The 16,303-nt window shown below is 65.3% G+C and carries 19 protein-coding genes; all 19 read right to left on the reverse strand.

Annotation, left to right across the window (positions count from 1 at the left end):
- Nucleotides 1-70: 70 nt before the first annotated feature.
- On the reverse strand, nt 71-2,488 hold the full coding sequence (locus FIU89_RS11060) for a S49 family peptidase (RefSeq protein WP_172978091.1): 2,418 nt from the start codon (nt 2,486-2,488) through the stop codon (nt 71-73).
- A complete protein-coding gene (locus FIU89_RS11065; RefSeq protein WP_152492645.1) occupies nt 2,481-4,007 on the reverse strand; it encodes a phage portal protein in 1,527 nt (508 codons plus the stop codon). Before FIU89_RS11065 ends, FIU89_RS11060 begins: the two co-directional genes overlap by 8 nt.
- The gene (locus FIU89_RS11070; RefSeq protein ID WP_152492646.1) at nt 4,007-4,213 is read right to left on the reverse strand and encodes a phage head-tail joining protein; all 207 of its coding nucleotides are present in this window, start codon (nt 4,211-4,213) and stop codon (nt 4,007-4,009) included. The genes FIU89_RS11065 and FIU89_RS11070 overlap by 1 nt, the downstream gene beginning before the upstream one ends.
- Nucleotides 4,213-6,330, reverse strand: coding sequence for a terminase gpA endonuclease subunit (locus tag FIU89_RS11075; protein WP_152492647.1), 2,118 nt, complete (start codon nt 6,328-6,330; stop codon nt 4,213-4,215). The genes FIU89_RS11070 and FIU89_RS11075 overlap by 1 nt, the downstream gene beginning before the upstream one ends.
- The gene (locus tag FIU89_RS11080) at nt 6,330-6,986 is read right to left on the reverse strand and encodes a hypothetical protein (protein ID WP_152492648.1); all 657 of its coding nucleotides are present in this window, start codon (nt 6,984-6,986) and stop codon (nt 6,330-6,332) included. The genes FIU89_RS11075 and FIU89_RS11080 overlap by 1 nt, the downstream gene beginning before the upstream one ends.
- 318 nt (nt 6,987-7,304) lie before the next feature.
- Complete coding sequence (locus tag FIU89_RS11085) at nt 7,305-7,976, reverse strand: hypothetical protein (RefSeq protein WP_152492649.1); 672 nt, start codon at nt 7,974-7,976, stop codon at nt 7,305-7,307.
- 96 nt (nt 7,977-8,072) lie between these two features.
- Nucleotides 8,073-8,483, reverse strand: a complete 411-nt coding sequence (locus FIU89_RS11090) for a GIY-YIG nuclease family protein (protein WP_152492650.1) — start codon at nt 8,481-8,483, stop codon at nt 8,073-8,075.
- Between the two features lie 45 nt (nt 8,484-8,528).
- Complete coding sequence (locus tag FIU89_RS11095) at nt 8,529-9,221, reverse strand: hypothetical protein (protein WP_216647016.1); 693 nt, start codon at nt 9,219-9,221, stop codon at nt 8,529-8,531.
- Complete coding sequence (locus tag FIU89_RS11100; RefSeq protein ID WP_152492652.1) at nt 9,221-9,820, reverse strand: hypothetical protein; 600 nt, start codon at nt 9,818-9,820, stop codon at nt 9,221-9,223. Before FIU89_RS11100 ends, FIU89_RS11095 begins: the two co-directional genes overlap by 1 nt.
- Entirely contained in the window at nt 9,817-10,545 is a 729-nt protein-coding gene (locus FIU89_RS11105; RefSeq protein WP_152492653.1) for a helix-turn-helix domain-containing protein, read from the reverse strand. The genes FIU89_RS11100 and FIU89_RS11105 overlap by 4 nt, the downstream gene beginning before the upstream one ends.
- Before the next feature lie 138 nt (nt 10,546-10,683).
- Nucleotides 10,684-11,061, reverse strand: a complete 378-nt coding sequence (locus tag FIU89_RS11110; protein WP_152492654.1) for a hypothetical protein — start codon at nt 11,059-11,061, stop codon at nt 10,684-10,686.
- A 9-nt stretch (nt 11,062-11,070) separates the two neighbouring features.
- Nucleotides 11,071-11,979, reverse strand: coding sequence for a DHHA1 domain-containing protein (locus tag FIU89_RS11115; protein WP_152492655.1), 909 nt, complete (start codon nt 11,977-11,979; stop codon nt 11,071-11,073).
- A gap of 112 nt (nt 11,980-12,091) precedes the next feature.
- Complete coding sequence (locus FIU89_RS11120) at nt 12,092-12,949, reverse strand: ParB N-terminal domain-containing protein (protein WP_172978092.1); 858 nt, start codon at nt 12,947-12,949, stop codon at nt 12,092-12,094.
- Nucleotides 12,946-13,680 carry an SAM-dependent methyltransferase gene (locus tag FIU89_RS11125; RefSeq protein ID WP_152492657.1) on the reverse strand — a complete coding sequence of 245 codons (735 nt, stop codon included), beginning with the start codon at nt 13,678-13,680 and terminating at the stop codon, nt 12,946-12,948. Before FIU89_RS11125 ends, FIU89_RS11120 begins: the two co-directional genes overlap by 4 nt.
- Nucleotides 13,677-14,462 carry a PcfJ domain-containing protein gene (locus tag FIU89_RS11130; RefSeq protein WP_152492658.1) on the reverse strand — a complete coding sequence of 262 codons (786 nt, stop codon included), beginning with the start codon at nt 14,460-14,462 and terminating at the stop codon, nt 13,677-13,679. The genes FIU89_RS11125 and FIU89_RS11130 overlap by 4 nt, the downstream gene beginning before the upstream one ends.
- A 110-nt stretch (nt 14,463-14,572) precedes the next feature.
- A complete protein-coding gene (locus FIU89_RS11135; RefSeq protein ID WP_152492659.1) occupies nt 14,573-14,779 on the reverse strand; it encodes a hypothetical protein in 207 nt (68 codons plus the stop codon).
- A complete protein-coding gene (locus tag FIU89_RS11140; protein WP_152492660.1) occupies nt 14,776-15,051 on the reverse strand; it encodes a hypothetical protein in 276 nt (91 codons plus the stop codon). The genes FIU89_RS11135 and FIU89_RS11140 overlap by 4 nt, the downstream gene beginning before the upstream one ends.
- 316 nt (nt 15,052-15,367) lie before the next feature.
- A complete protein-coding gene (locus FIU89_RS11145) occupies nt 15,368-15,907 on the reverse strand; it encodes a hypothetical protein (RefSeq protein WP_152492661.1) in 540 nt (179 codons plus the stop codon).
- Complete coding sequence (locus tag FIU89_RS11150; RefSeq protein WP_152492662.1) at nt 15,904-16,302, reverse strand: hypothetical protein; 399 nt, start codon at nt 16,300-16,302, stop codon at nt 15,904-15,906. The genes FIU89_RS11145 and FIU89_RS11150 overlap by 4 nt, the downstream gene beginning before the upstream one ends.
- Nucleotide 16,303 lies beyond the last annotated feature (1 nt).

Consider the following 16,303-nt stretch of genomic DNA (forward strand, 5'->3'; position numbering starts at 1 on the left):
CGCCGGGGCGCAAATGCAAAACCCGGCGCCTGTCCGGCGCCGGGCGTTTCAGCTCGGATCGGAACGCGGCTTAGGAGCCGGCGTTCTTGTAAAGCCCTTCCCAGGCCGTAGCCTTGACACCCACGTCCTCGCGCACCTTGAATTCGGTGCCGTCGACCGTCCAGCCGTCCTGCTGGTCGATGTAGGGCTCGGTCACGCCGTCCAGGTAAGCGACCTCGATCGTGTCGAACGTCATCGGATCCGCCGCCATGTACCAGGCATTGCCGGCAACGCGGTTGTCGAAGATGGGCTCGGCCGCCTGGTAGACGGTGTTGTAGCGCATCTGCGACTTGGAGCCGGTGGTGTCCGGCGTCTTCTCCGACATCAGCGCCGCCAGAACGGCCGAGCGATGCGTGTAGCCGGAAATCAGGTACTTGGGCTGGATGTTCAACGTCGCCGAACTGTCCGCATCCGTCCCGCGCGGGGACTGTGCGGCCATGGCCACCAGCGCCGCGTCGATCGTCGTCTCGGATGGCGCCGCACCAGACGACGCCAGGTTGTTGTGATCGGCGTGGAACAACGCCGTACCGTCCGACATTGCCGCGTTGGCATTCAGCACCGCAAAGACCAGGTCGCCGATCTTGCGCTTGGCCGCGCGTCCGGCTTTCATCGGCACAGTGGTGAAGGCGCCCAGGTCGTCGTTGATGATCGCCTGGCGTGTGATCGCGAACAGCTTGCCATAGGTCAGCAGCGCGATCGTCTCGCCAAAGTCACCCATGGTTCCGTACTTGAACTCGCCAGCTTCGCCGACCTCCGAAAGATCCGGGAACAGCCCCGTTCCCACGCGCTTCGTCGGCTTGAAATCGGTCAGGGTCGTGCGCTTGGTGAACTGCTCGAAGGTTTCCTCGGCTTCCTGGTAGGCCATCAGCATCGACTTATTCGCGACGTCGGCCAGCACTTCGCCGAAATCGCTGGTGCTGTGCAGGCCGCCGGCCATCGTCGGCACGAACGCCGCCCCGACCAGCTGCTGCACGCCACCGAAGCGCATATCGAGACCGCGCACCTGCAACGTGTGACGCGCCATCTCGCGCAGCGACATCGACGAGAACTCGTTCGCCTCCCCGCCCGAAACGCCGGCCTTCTTCAGCAGCGCCTTCGACATGCCCGCCTTCATGCGGTCGACGCCATCATGCACCACGCGCGCCTCGTTCACGATATCGCCGCCATCGGCTCCGGCCTTCTTGTCGGCCAGCTTGTCGATGATCGCGTCGGACGCCTGCTCTTGGGTTGCGTTGCTCGAGATCAGCTCGGCCGCGAACTCTGCCGACAGACCCGCGCGGGCAACCGCCTTGGTGATTGCCGCGGCGTCGCACTTGAGCGCCGAGGTCTCCGCCGCCGTGGGGGATGCGGTCGAGGTCTTGCCTTCGCCCGCCTTGGTCTCGCCGGTCACACCTTGCGCTTCCGGCTCTTTCACTTGATCAGGCATATCTGCCTCCTTCTGAGCGTGGGGCGTTTGCGCCCCGGTTGTGCAGCCGGAGCTGCGGTTCGTGACCTTGGCCGCGGGGACGGGAACCGTCCCGTCCCACGCGCCGGTCGCAACAATCGACGCGACCATCGCATCGAAGGCTTTCTTGGGATCGGCCACGCGGTCGGCCAGACCAAGGCGCACAGCCTCGGTCCCGCTATACGCCTTGGCCTCTGTCTTCAGCGCCGCCGCCATGTCGAAGCGGTCGCCGCGCCCCTTGCCGACCAGCTGGGCGAACTGCACGCGCATCGCCTCGGACTCCGACTGCCATTCCTCGCGCAGCTCGTCCGGCAGGGGTTCGACGGAATTGCCCTTGGCCTTCTGCTGCCCGGCGCGGATGATGTTGACGGTGACACCCTCTTTCTTCAGGTGATCGCTGTACTCGACGTGCATCATGATCACGCCGATCGAGCCGGCACCGCCGAACTCCGTAACCGTCAGGTAATTGCACTGGCTGGCCAGCGCATAGCCTGCGGAATAGGCATACTCGGCGCAAAAGCCGTAGACCGGCTTGGTCTCGCGGATCTCGCGCACCAGGTCGCCCAGCTCGAACGCGCCGGCCGCCTCGCCGCCCGGCGTGTCGAACTCCAGGGCAATCGCCTTGACCTCCGGATCCGCCGCCGCCGCCTTCAGCTGCCCGCGCAGGCCCTCATAGCTGGTCATCCCCGAAGACTGGCCCAGCCAGGACCCGCGCCGCACCAGCGAGCCGACCACCTCGATCACCGCGACCGGCCCGTGACGAATGAAACCCGCGCGCCGTTCCTTCAGATGTTCCGACATGCCCTCATGCAGGATACTGCCCGCGCGCTTTTCCGTACCGCCGCTGTCGGCGGGCGAGACCGCACTGCTCACATGAACTTCCGCCGCAGTACCCAACAGCCGCGGCGCAAAGGCACGCGCAATCACGGCGGCCTTTGCGGGTTCCACCAGCAACGGCGTGCCGAACATGCGCTCCGCGATCTGTGGCATCGTCAAATCAGTCATCGGTTTCATCCTCGTCGGTAAGGGTTTCGTTCGCGGCATTGGCGCCGGCGGCCTTGGCTTGCGCCACGCCGGACAGCGAAACGCGCCGCGGATCGCTGTCAAAGACCAGCCCGGCCTCGTCGTCGCGGGCCGCCCAGCCACTCCACTCGTTCCAGATCCGCTCGGGATCCTGGCCCATCTCCCGGATGACATCGGCCCGCGTCGCTAGGCCGCCGCGAATCTTCCGGATCAGCGCCGGGTAATCCTTGGTCGGATCGACCACTGGCCGTCGCGGGGCGGTCCAGCGCAGCCGGTACTTGTCCGGCTCGATGAACGTCTTGAAGTACAGCGCTTCCTTGAACCACCGCGTGACCGGCCCCATCAGCCGCGCGATCGCCAACTCGTTCTGCCAGAACTGGATCATCGGGTCCTGGTCCATGCGGCCCATCCGGCCGCTGGTGTAATTGACCTGGCTGTAATCTCCGCTGAACCCTTCGTAGGTCAGCATCAGGCCGCTCGCGATCACCCTGTCTATGATCTTCACGATCGGCTCCGCGCTCTGCGCCGAAGGCGGATCGTTGAATTCCATTTCGTCCGTGTCTTGAAGCTCAAGAATGCCGCCCGCCTCGACTTCCAGAATCGCGTCCTTCAGTTCGTCACCGGCGTCGTCGTCACCGTTCCTCTTGAGAATTCCGGCAAACATCGCCGCAACCTCTTGCCGCTTCAGCGTGCCCTGCATGAACTTGTGCAGGTCATGCAGCTCCGCCATCACCGGCGCGTACCAGCTCACCCCCCGCCGCTGCCCCGGCCGATCGACCAGGAACGCGTGCGCGATGTTCTCCGCCAACACCCTGCGGATATCGCCGGTACCGTATTGAGAACCGGGATGGTTGGCATAAAGATGATACGCCTCCGGCGCGCCCGTGGGCCCATACTCGATCCCGTTCTCGATCCGGCGGCCCTGGGGCGAGCCAAGCGTGTGTTTGGTGTGTGCGATGTAATCGGTTTCCAAGCACTGGATCTGGAACGGCAGAGGCAACCCGTCCGAGGAGCGACGCTGGCGATACCGCAGCAGCACCTCGCCGGACAGCGGGATCGTCTTCAGCGCCAGGTTCTGCATCCCGAAGAGCGTGCTGTGCCCGTCGGCGTCGATCGCCGTGGTCAACAGATGATCCTCGATCAAGCCCTCGATGCGGCTCTTGTCCCCCTTGTCTTCATCGCTGACCATCTCGACCACAGGTCGGATGCCCGACCCGACCACGTAACCGGCGAACAGGTTGTTGGCCCGCGTCACCCGCGGGTTGTTGCGCAGCATATCCCGCGCGATATAGGCCAGCGGCTGGCGCGCGCCCGAGATCGTGCCATGCGGATCTCGGCTGTTGCGGTAGAACTCTCGGCTGCGACGGCCCCCACCGACCGGCGCATACGGCGCCGAAGCGTTCCGCTCCGCCCGCCGCTCGCGCAACAGGTCCAGCTGCGCGCGCGCCACTTCCCGACGTAACGCCCACCGCGGCGCGAACCGATCGACAAATCCCACCATCAGCGCCACCCTGTCGAAGTTTTGGGATAATGCATCCGGCGAGTTGGACGCTCAGTGACGCCAAGCTCGGCCTGTATCTTGCGCTCGAGCCGCAGCATCTCGTCCAGGCTGCGGAATCGCACGCGTTCACCGTCCAGCTGCACTTCGGCCGCACCTTTCGAGATCGCCTTTTGCAGCTTGGTCAGATCGTCTTGTGTGTAGGCCATTAGATCCTCATCTTGCCGACCCGACGCTTGCGCGCCTTCGGCTTGGCTTCGGAGGCCGTCGCATCGACGGCGAAACAATGCGGGTTGTCCGCCCCCAGCATGGCCCAGTTCCACGGGCTTTCCGGGTTCATCCGGCGCAGACCCTTGTGCTCGGCCAGCGCCTGCGCCTGGACCGACAGGTCAAGGCTTTCATTTCGTTTCTGGCCAGGCTTCGGCTCCCAGCCCTTGTCGGTCCGGACCTCGGCGCAGAACTCGGCCAGGTGGTCATCACCCAGGAACTCCGGCAGCGGAAAGCTGCGCGGTGTGCCGGCGGGCCGCACAAGCGCGGCAGTAACCGAATCCTTCAGCCGGTCCGTGGCCATGTTCAGCAGCTTGACGCCGCGTTTCTTGCCCTGGTTCGACCGGCCCGGCGCCTCGTGCCAGACCCGGTCGCGCTGGCGCAGGCCGGGATGGCCGCGGGTCAGGAACCATCGACCACCCTGGCCCGCCTTGCGCCGACGCTTCCAGAACAGCTCCGCATTGTCACTGACGCCCGGCTCGCCCTGGAAATCGACCCCCAGCGCAACGGCGCGCAGCTCGAACTCCGTGCCTTCGACTCGCCAGCGCCGGTCTTCCAGCTCGACCAGGACGTCCCAGTCGCCTGCGTATTTCGCCGGGCTCAAGGCCCGGTCCAGATCCTCGCCCTCAGCCCCTGCCGGCGGCTTGTAAAGGTCGAAGCGGTCGATGACCGTCCGCGTGCCGTCGATGCCCCAGCCGGTGACCTGCACCGGAAACCGCGTCTTCTGCACGTCCGCCGTCACGGTGATGAACCGCACCCAATCCGGCGCGACGCCCTTCGGCGCAGTGGTGCGGTCCTCTTTCAGCGCCGTCACCGACAGCATCTCGTCCGCATCCGACGCGGCCCGTGCATAAGGCTTGCCGAGGCTCGTGTAATAGAACCGCGCCAGGCCCAGGTCGTCGTCCAGCTCCTCGGCCTGCCGCTTGACCTCGATGTACTTCGAAACCAGCCCCGACCAAGTCGAGAAGGTCGCCGCGGCCCCGTCCAGCGACCAGCTGGCGATGTCCGACTGGCGGATCGCGCTGTCACCGAGTGGCACCAGGTCGCCCCCATGCTCCGCCTCGTGCAGCCATCCGCCCCGGCCGCGCCGCGCCGCGCGGTTCATCTCGTTCTTGTGCTGCGGCCCGGTCAGTGCATGGCAATGCGGGCATTCCATCTCTGCCGCCTCGCCGGCCTCGCGCGGCGGCCGGTCCCCGTCGAAATGCAGCTTGTCGAACGAAGGCTCGTAAAGCTCGCCGCAATCGCGGCATTCCCAGTACCAGCGCCCCCGCGTGCCGGTGTTGTATAGCTTCACGATCCCGTATTTCACCGGCGGCAACGCGTGCGGTTCGCTCGCCGACGCCGCCCAGGCCGGATCGCTCACCGGCCAGGCCGGCGTGCTTTCGGCAAAGACGAAGCCGCGTGACATGTACGTCTTGACCCGCTCGGTCGCCATGTCGAACGCCGATCCTTCCGGCGCATCCTTGCGCACGCCCAGCTCGGGAGGGAAGTGGTCGAAATCCGTCAGCGCCACCAGCCGGTACTTCGCCGAGGACAGCCATTGCGGCGTCGGGTACCCGATCGCCAGGCGCATCCCGCGAAACCGCTTGCGGCTGAACGTGTCGTCGTCCCGCGCCCGGCCCAGCAGATCGCGCAGCGCCGGGCTGTTCTGGATCACCGGGTTCAGCGATTCCTCAACCCAACGGTCCCGGCTCGGCCGATCCATGTGGATGATCAGCACCGGCGCCGGGTCGCAGGTGACGGGGTGCGCCGCCATGACGATCAGCCCCAGCGTCTTGCCCGATTGCGCGGGCCCGACGAACGCGCCGCCGCGGTAAAGCCGCGACTGCATCGTGTCGAGGACCTCGCCCATGTAAGGCGTGACATCGCAATCGTATTGCGCCCAGACGCCCCGCGCCTCGACCCGCATGTACCGCTCCGCCGCGGCCACCGGCGATATCCGGCTCGGCGCGTCCAGCAGTGGCAACGCATCGGCCAGGATATCCCGGGCCGACGCAAAAGGCGGCAACGGCGGGATCTCGATGACCTGGCCGATGGCCCGGTCGCTCATCTCGACCATTACGCCGTCCTGCCCCTGTGATCCGCGACGGACACTACCTCGCCCACCGCAAACCGTGCCTCGCTCATCTGAAGCCGGATGTCCTGCAACAGGTTATCGCAGTATCGCTCCGCCTTCTCGACCTGCACCGGGCTCAGGCTGAACTCCTGTTCCATGTAGTCCGGCAGGTTCGTCATCGCCTGCCGGAACGTGATCAGCACGCCCTCGAGCACACGCTCGACATGCGCTTTCTTGACCAGTTCCTCGCGCTGCAGCGCGGCCTGGTTGCGCACCATCTCGACCTCGAGATGTGCTTTCATCTCCTTCGGCGACAGCTGCGTCTTCAGGTGGCCGGCCTCTTCCTCGCCCCCAAGGAACTGCATCGCGAGTTGCCCGGCAAGCTCGTCCTTACGCGCCCGATCCGCCGCGTCCGACTGTTCGCGCCACATTCGCCAGGCGTAGCAATGGCTCAGCCGGAATTCGTATGCCTGACCGTTGCCGCCTTTCTGGTGAACCGGAAACCCCTGGTCGATCCACCGCGTGATCGTGACCGTCGACGTGTTCATCGCCTTCGCGATCTGCGTCATGTTGAACAGCTCGTCGCTCACCCCCTCGGGAAGAGGGAAAGCATCGACGTCAATCTCCTCCCCGTTCTCGAGGGTGATGATATTGGCCATTGCCTCTTTCCTGATTGTGCTGACAGTCGCCCGGCAAAGAGCAACAACAAGAACCCCAACCCCACGGGATAAAACAAAAATCGCACCGATTTTGACCGGGGTGCGAATTACCCGCGGGCGGCGGGGCCCCGGGAAGGACCCAAACGGTCGGGCGGGCGGGGGGTGGGGATCGTGCGGCCGGGCGGCGGGGGTGCCATCCCCCAATGCCGCAAGACAGCGTGCCTCGCCGTCCCGGCCGAGGGATCACGATCCGTCCCCCGCCTCTGCCCCCCCCCGCGCCCCGACGGGCCGCAGCCACCCCTGCCCGGGGGTGGTCATTCACCGCGCGGTGCGCAGTGCCTGCTCGAACCGTTTCTCGAAATTCTCTTGCAGCGTCATCCGCATCCGACGCTCTGCCCGCTGATAGAAACGGAACGTCTTGCCATAGGTCGCGGGCCTGTCGGACAGGTGCACCACCTTCTTGATCTTGCGCCGCGCCATGCGCTGGTAGACGCCCGGCGCTAGCCCCGATCCCGGACGCGGAACGAAGAACTTGCCGGCGCCCTTGCCGCCCTGCCCCTCGATCGCGGCGAGGACCTGGTTGCGCTGACCGCGCGACCAGTTGCCGTACTTGTCGCGCCGCGCCCCGCGCGCCGGATAGACCGACCGCACGCCCCCGGCCTTAACCTTCGAGGCCAGCCGCCGCTCCATCCCGGTCTGCGGACGGGTGCCGCCGGCCTCTTGCACCTCGAGGTAATGCCGCCCCGCCACCATCGTCTTGCGCAGCAGCATCGCCTGAAGCCGGTTCTTCGAGGCCCGCTGCACCCGGAACGCATTGAGCGTGAACGGCTTGGGCCGGTCGAAGCTGACCTTCATCTCCAGCTCGACGGCGTCCTTGCCATCTTTGGCGGTATCGTTCAGCGCCAGCGCGGCCGCGAACGGCACCTGCCGCACTGCGATCTCGCCAAGACGTCGCTCAATCTCGCGCGTGTCGACATCTAGCGTGATCATTCGGCCTCCGCCCAAAAGAAAACGCCCGGGGCGGGATCTCCGCTCCGGGCGCAATTCGATTTCTGGCGTCTTGCATAGCCCTTGAGATTTTCGAAGTCAATCCTCCAATTGCAGACGCAGCCGCCTGGAGGCTTCATCAGGGTATGCGACAGCGAACTGAAGGAAGGATTTAAGCCGACCGTCACAGCGGAACCACTCGGCCCGAAAACGGTATTCCTCGAACAGCCGATGCGCCCTCCACTCTTCGCGACGGCTCGCGCCACGCGCCACAAAGACATTCACCAGCGCATAGGGGCAGCCCGCCTGCAAGGCGTCAACCCGGCGCGCGATCTTGTCGATGTTCTGGACGAAACCGATCTTTATTAGGTTCGCCCCCGCGGCGGAGAGGAAGTATATTCCCGAAACCTGCGAGACCTGATTTGCCACGACAGCTCTGGTGCCGTCGCGTTCGTCAAAGCCAGCCTCTTGAAGCAATAGCAGCTCTTCAGCGGATGGGGTCGAATGCATCTAGATCTCCTTTGGCGGTCTGTGCACAACCTTAGCACAGGCTGCTCAGGCTTGATCCGCGTTTTGCCAGGGCCGCTGGCAAGGCATGGTCTCAGTCAGCGCGAACCGCCGCATCTCGTTGTTCGCAAGGGCGCAGCGGACGGAAAGAAGCGCGCTCCACCATTCGAGGTAACCCCTTCTGACACGGGCGATTTCCTGCGCGGTGTCCCGGTAGACGATCGGGCATGCCATGAGCGGCGCGGCTCGCACCCGGCCGCGGCTGACATACTGCACCACGCCCATCTTTTCGGTCTTGGCATAGGCGCCGTGGCGGGTGTTGCGCCATTCGCGCGGCTCGACACGGGGGCGCATATCCTGCCCCCAGTCCGGAGTGCGGCCGGCGCGAGCAAGCTCGGCGACCATCGTGGCCAGCCGCCAGGGCAGAGCGATCTTGACCATCGCGGCGACCAGGTCGGCATCCTCGTGCGGATAGCTGCGACCGGGCGTGGCGTCGACCCGAACGCCAATCCCGCGCGCCCCATCCTTGCCGATCGCCAGCATGTCGCACACGTTGGCCGTCTGGGACCTCGCCGCGTATTCCCGCACGATGCCGGTGTCGCGCAGATCGTCGTACTCGAGCTGCGCATGTTCGACCGCAAAGGCCCATTCCAGCAGCGACCGGATCGAGATCAGCTCCTTGCCCGCATCGTCGACAGGGCGGGCGGGCTGATCATTCGCAGGTGTCTTGCGCAACGGCATCATGCGCCACCCCCGTCGATCAGCGCCTCGACGTCGGTCCAGGTCTTTTCGTACCAGTCGAGCCACTGCAGGTCGTCGTCGAAATTGGCCCGTCCGCGCCGGCGGATCACGTCGCGGATGCGCTCGGCCTTGTCGTTCCATTTCGCAGCCACCTCGGCCACGCGCGCCTTGTCGCCGGGCATCACCGGCGGGCGCTTGTGCTTCTTCCAGAACTCGTACTCGGCCACGTGGCGCCCGGCCTCGAGCGCGGCTGGCCCCGCCCTGGACGCAAACCAGCGCAGCAGCTCGGGCGCATGCTCCAGCGGCCGCGGCTCGAACGCTTCGGCCAAGCCGATGATGCAGGCATAGCTGGGCCAGAAGTCGCGGCTGGAGCCGTCGCCCTTGGTCGCCAGCGACCGGCGCAGAGCGCGCAGCCCGTCGTCGGTCATGTAGGCCAGGCTGTCGGCCACCCGGTCGAGGAAGTTGCGATGATCCTCATCCGAGGTCTTCACCCGCTTTCGAAACCCGTCGGCGGCCAGGGGATGGATCAGCAGGCGGCGCACCCGGGCGCGCTTGCCTTCGTCGGTCGTCATGGCGTCGGTGGTCACGGCGCTGCTCATCGCGTGCTCCTTTCGCGGGTCATGGATTGGGCGGTTTGGATCAGGGCGAGACCGTCGGCCTCGGCGATCATCTTCTCGGCAATGGCGCCCCAGATCAGCCGGGGCACAGCGCCGAGGATGGCAGGCTGAAGCGAGGCGATGTTACCGCCCTTCTCAACCCAGAGGATCAGCTGTCGCGCCTCTTCGATTTCGGCTTGGGAAAAGCGGTTTTCTCCCGCGTGCGTACGCGCGCCCGCGCGTGCGCCATGGTTCTCCCATGGTTTATCTATATTATGGCTCGATGCAGATTTGCCCCCTTTACCGTGCAAATCTGCCCCCTTTTCGGACCCGTAATAGGGGGCAGGATTGCCCCCTTTTGGGGGGGCAGATTTGCCCCCTTTTAGATGGATGATTTTGGCCCGCGTGAGGAACCCGTAATTGGTGTTGTTGCCCCGGCCGAGACCCCCGTCGCGGGTCAGCCAGCCGGCCTCGATCAGCTCGCGCACGGCCCGTTTCGCGGTGTCCTGGGACCGGCCCAGGATCTCGGCGATCTGGCGGAAAGACGGGTCGCAGCGCATGGTCTGCGCGTTGGTGAAATCGAGCGCCAGGACATGCGCCGTCAGCTTGGCACGGTCGCTCAGATCGGCGTCGCGGCGCACGCCCTCGAGCCAGCTGAAGCGCTGGTGCTTCCACTCGTTGGCGGCGATCAACCTGATCTCGGATTTATACGCGGCGGCACTGCCCATGGGCGCGACTGTCCTTGCCTGTCATGCCCCGGAACGCCTCTGGCGGGCGGTGACGGGGCGGTCTGCGGTGATGGCGAAACCCTGCCTCTCAGGGTGCGCAGGCGCGTCTGTCGGCGCCTTGCACGGTGGTGGTGGGGGTCAGGGAGGGCGCAGGTCGGCGGACAGCCCCGCCTCTTCCATCATCACCCGCCTGACGCGATTCAGCACCTTGCGCTTGACCCGTACGCGCCCGACGATGACGGCCGCATCGCAGACGTAGCTTAGGCCCGGCAACGCGCAGTCAGGATCATACGTGACCTCTCCTACGGTCCTGACCTTGTAGACCCGCCCATCGCCTGAAGGATGCAGTGACGCGAACATCGCCGCGGATCGCGGATCTGGCGTGACGTACACCTTGCCGGGATCACATACGCCGGCGGCGCCGAATTCGGCAGATGATTTTACGCCGGTAACCGATGCAGGCAGTATGCGATCCCCGATCTTCAGGCCGGGCGGCCCGCCGTGATAGCAGATCATATCAGCCTCCTATCTGGAATCGTTGGCGGTGAGCCTGAAGCCTGCCGCGTTGCGATGACCGCCACCGCCGTGCGCCTTCGCAATCTCGGACACGTCCGATCGCTCATCTCGGCTGCGCAGCGAGTAGGTGATCCCCTCCCGGTTCTGGATTACCGCTGCAGCGAATGGCGCGTCCGGGTGCATGTCCAAGAGCGTGTGGCAGGTGTCCGAGACGAAATCGTAAGGGCACGTATAGGTCACGGCCACGCCGTCGTGGCCGAAGAAATGCTGCACCCCAGCCGTTTCGCAGATGGCCTTGATCCTCTGGTCGTAGAACCGCTTGATCGCTCTGGCCTCGCCGAGGAACCGATCTGGATCATCGCTGTAGAGCGCCGCCGCCGCGTCCCATTGCGCGAAGTCCCGGTCGAGCGATCGCAGGTACATGCTGACCAGCTTCGTGTCGGGTCGATTGAACCGCCAGAGGTCGCGGTCCTCGACGGCCAAGATCAACTCGGGCGTCTCGTTGCCGGGAAAAGCGAAGTCCCACGCCATGCGCGCGCCGGATCGCTCCATGTCGAACTCGACCAGCACCTCCTCCCGCCATGTCCCGGTCATTCGGTCGAAGCACCGCCCTACATTGTCGATCGTCGGGCGAACCACCTGGTGCAGGCCGGACAAGCGCTCCCTTGCCGTCTTGTGGTGATCGAGCATGAGGACCCGACCGCCGCGATTGACCACATCTTCGCACTGCTCCGGAGGGATCGAAAAGTCTGCGATCAACACGTCTTTCCCGCTCGGGTCGAAGTCGGGCAGCGGTCGGCCATAGTTGCTGGGCAGGAACTCGATGACGTCGCCCCACTTCTTGTGAACCGCCCATGCGGCGGCAAAGCCGTCGTCGCAGTTGTCGTGGTACATCAGCACATTGGGTTGATATGGCATGGATACCTTCGCTCCTATTCCTTTGGGGCCGGGCGGCGATCCTCGCCGGCGACGTCGGTCGTGCGCAAAGTCATAGCAATGCTTCTTCCTGCTCGATGGGCCGCGGATTTGCTCATGCCGCCACCTTTCCGGCCTGCCAGGCCCTCAACTTTGCCGTCACGGCCCCGGTCAACAGCTTGTGCATGGGCGTGTTGTAATACTCGCCTTTCCGGTCCGCTCGCAGGCGCAGGCAGGCCTTCTCGATCGACCAGATGTCGTTCTGTGCCAGGAAGTCGCCAATCACCTCGCCGCGCGTGATACCGCAGGACTGCGCCGCCTCTGTCAGCGTGCGCAGCCACATCGCCCCGAAGAGCGCCGGATCGGTCGCAGCCCCCCCCCGGCAGGCATCGACCATCAACCCGTCGAGCACGGCGACCAGGAACGTGCCCTTGTCGGCCGCGACCAGCTGGCGGATCATCGAGACGCAGAAGACCTCGCCCGGCTTCTTGTGCGCCGCGCTCTTGTTGTAGGTCATCAGCTTGCACCCTGCCCGGCTGACCGTGGCGTCGCACTGCACCGCCCAGGGCTCCAGCGCAGCCAGGGCGGCGCGGAACACCTGGTTCGGCGTCAGGGCGGTGACCATGCCATTGATCCACGAGAACGCCGCAGCGGCCTGTTGCGGCGTCAGAACCTTGACCAGCGCCGGCACCTCATCGATACCGCAGAGCGCGGCCGCATGCGTCCGGTGCTGACCATCGATGATCTCGAACGTGGTGTCGCCCACCTGGTTGACGTCCAGCGCACCGAACTTCGACCAGCTGAAGTTGTCGGCGATCTTGCGGATGGTCTGCCGGCCGCGCGCCTCGATCGCACGCTGATAGCCAGTGTTGATCACCAGCTGGTCGATGCGGATCCAGCGCAGTTCGGGCCGGGTGTCCTTGGGTGCCGGGCGGCGATCCTCGCCAGCCACGTCGATTGTGCGCAACGTCATAGCAATGCTCCTTCCCGCTCGATGGGCCGCGGCAGCAGTTCGGGTGGCAGCGGCGGGTAATCGCCCGGGCGGGTCAGCCGCGCGCGCGTGCCGGGGGCGATCCATTCCTTCAGCGTGCGCCCCGGCTTGCCCGCGCCCCAGATCAGCCAGGAATAGGCAGTGGCCGAGGTCGGTTTTTCGGTGACAAAGGCCTGCTTTTTTTCGTTCCACCGGGTGACCGGCACGTCGGGATCGAGGCACAGCCCCTTCCACAGCACCACGCGCTCGCAGAATTGCAGCTCCAGGCTGGGCGGGTTCTCTGCGAAGAGCCGCGCGTGCCGGCCTTCACCCTCGCAGAAGGCACTGCGCACGAAGACGGCGACGTGACGCGCATGGCTCAGACCGCGATGAATGAACGCCTCGCCCAGCTTGAAGGGCGGATTGGTGATCATCCAGGTCACGTCGGGCGGTGGTGGCCCCAGCAGGTAGTCGCGCACCGGAAAGCCGGCGCCATAGTCGAACACGTCCGCGCCGCGCGCATCGGCGAAGTATTCCGCCAGCACCTTGTGCATGTGGCCCCGGTTCGCCGCCGGATCCTCGGCACTCGCCAGCGGCGGCAACAGGCCCTTGTTGCGGATCGTCTCGCAGAGCGCCCGCGTGGCCCAGGGTGGCGTCGGGAAATCATCGAGACTGTCATGCGCCTCGTGTCGCTGCTGGCGCACAGCAGCGGAGATGTTGCCGGGGGCGGTCATTGGTCCACCTCGCCGCCAGATTGCTCGCGCAGAACTCCCTCGTATGCGGTCCGCGCCGCCTTAGCCGCCTTCCGACAACGAGGTGTGACTGGACGATTGAAACGGCCCTTGACCTGAATGGCCCGATCGCCAATCCGCCAGGAACAGGTCGCTCTCTCCCGCCCTTGGACACTCAGAACAAATTCACGCCCCTTGCGACACTCATATGTGTAGCTACGGACGCAGTGGCTCATCGTGACACCTTCCGTTGCCAGCGCACTCTCAGACGCAAGCAAACTGAAGCTGTAGCCGTCAAAATCAAAGAACCAAGGCTTTGACCAAGGTGTAGGATCAGACCGCGCAACAACGGCCTTCAATGCAGCAGCGTCGTGTTCTCGACACAACCTTTTGCGACCCCAACTCGGGTCGATCTGCACCCCCATTCGGGCACAGTCGCGCAGCAGCAAAAGCCATTCAACGACGTCACCGTCATCGCCGGCGAGCCGTGCCGCCTGGTGCAGCTTCGCGTTGCCATAACTGCGATACTTCCATGGATCGAAGCGTCGACTGGTGGGCCAGATCAGCGACTGCTCGAAACTCCACCCCATGCGCAGCATCAGCGTCAGACGGTGTTTGTTCGAGGTCAACTTGGCGTGGTGCACCTGTTTCCACAGACCCGCGCCGACCTGCGCCTTGACCTCGGCCGGCGAAGCGCAGAATGCGACCAGGATCGGCGAAACGTGCCGAATCCCATCTTTTTCGGCCTGCTGCCAATGCCGCGAGCTCGCGTAGATGCGGCTCAAGATTGGCCGACATTTCCGAAACGTGCTCGCCCAGCCTGGCAACTCGACAACAGGGCCAGTCCAGTCAGGATAGAGCGTTGAAGCCCTTGCTATCTGCTCTCGAACCGAGGTCACGTCAGCCGCCCCGCTTCGCGAAGCGCCGAAGCCTCACTTCGATCCGCCCACGCGTTGAGTTGCACCGCGAGCTTGCGCGCCTGGTCAGGCTCGAGCGACGCCACGGCGAACTCAACGCCATCATCGTCGGTCAGAATGAGATGCACAGCCGTGCAGGCCGGATCCTCGCAGGCGCTCAGGTCTATGCCGGACGCCGGGATCATGCCGCGACCTCGAACTTGTTCTGAAGATCCGCGACCAGTGCGCGGCTGGCCTCGGGGAAATTGTGGATGAAGGCCAGCACCTGCGCCTGGCGCTCACTGACCCGTCGCAGGCCGAAGAAGCGCGAACCCGCCGGCAGCAGCGGGTCGAGGATCTCGGCCGTCAGGTTGCGGCCTGTCCGGGCGCAGGCCACGAACCAACCCGCTTCGCCGATCATGCGCCCGATCGGCGGCATTACCCCGGCGGGGCGCGCGAAGCAGACGATCCCGCTCATGCCCGACACCGCCAGACAGATGCCAGGGCCCTTTGCACGCGGTCCGGCCGGGTGGATCCCCGGGACACGACACGCCGTTGCCAGCCCCGGTGGGAATGCGCCGGACCGCGTGCAAAGGACCCCCGGCGCGTGGACAGACGCGCACGGGGGCAAGGGTGCAGGTTTCCGGGGCAGGCAGTTCGCCCCGCCTCGCCTGTCGAAAAAGGCGGGCGCGCCCTAAGAGGATCGGAGGCACGCCCGCAGGTGACAGGGAGGAATACCGCGCGATAAACCCCACGCGGCAAGGGTGTTCGTTTGGCGGAGGCGACCTGGAGCATCACGAGATCTCCACCAGGTAATACCCACCGGCGGGCGCCGTAACGATCGACCAACCACTCGCAGCGACGTGCCGCCGTAAAAGCGGGATCGACGTGGCGACGCTACCGCTCGAAAATTGACCTTCACGCCCAATTTCACTGCAGCTCAATCCCGGGGATCCAGCGATGACCAGAAGGATATTTTGCTGCCGTCTGGGCAGATCGGATGCCACATCGCGCACCAGTTCCAACTCTGGCCTCGGCAAGTCCTGCGGGTTTTCGACGTCCTGGCGCCGCGGCGGACGTCCCCCGGTCACCTTGCCCGCGCTGCTTTTCCCCTTGCCGCGGTTTGACACTGACCGATCGACCCCTGACCGACCGCGCAGCTTGTGCCAGCGGGTGATCAGCGCCGTCTCGGCAATGCCCCATTCATCCGACAGCACCGCGACCTTCGAATAGACGCCGCCGGTATCGCGCAGCCGGTTGTCGTGATGCATATCCCAGTCATCGGGCAGCACTCGCAGCTTGGCGCGGGCTGGGAATTCGGCACGGGCGTTCATGGGAAAACACCGAAGGCTTTTGCGACCATGAAAAGACAGCAAGCCAGACCTGCCGCCTGCATAACGCCGGCCATCTGGCTCAGGTCCCGTTTTTCGATTGCCTCCTTCTGCGCCTGCGCGGCAAACTCCGCAATCCACGCCTCTGTCCACTTTGCCTTCGCCAAATCCTCGGCCGCGACATTGCGCACAAGCTGCTGGCCCGGATCGATCCGCCGGGCAAGCGCTCGCGCCGTCGCGGGGTCCAGCTCCATCGACAAGGTGACCAGCTTGCCCAACGCCTCGCCCTCTACGGCCAGCACGCGCAACTGCGCCGCGGTCCGCGCCAGGCGGGCGTCATGGTCGCCGGCATTGACCGTGTTGATCTCGCCAGTGTGGTTCGAACTGTGCTTGGTCATG

The sequence above is a fragment of the Roseovarius sp. THAF27 genome, from assembly GCF_009363655.1.
Classification (GTDB): domain Bacteria; phylum Pseudomonadota; class Alphaproteobacteria; order Rhodobacterales; family Rhodobacteraceae; genus Roseovarius.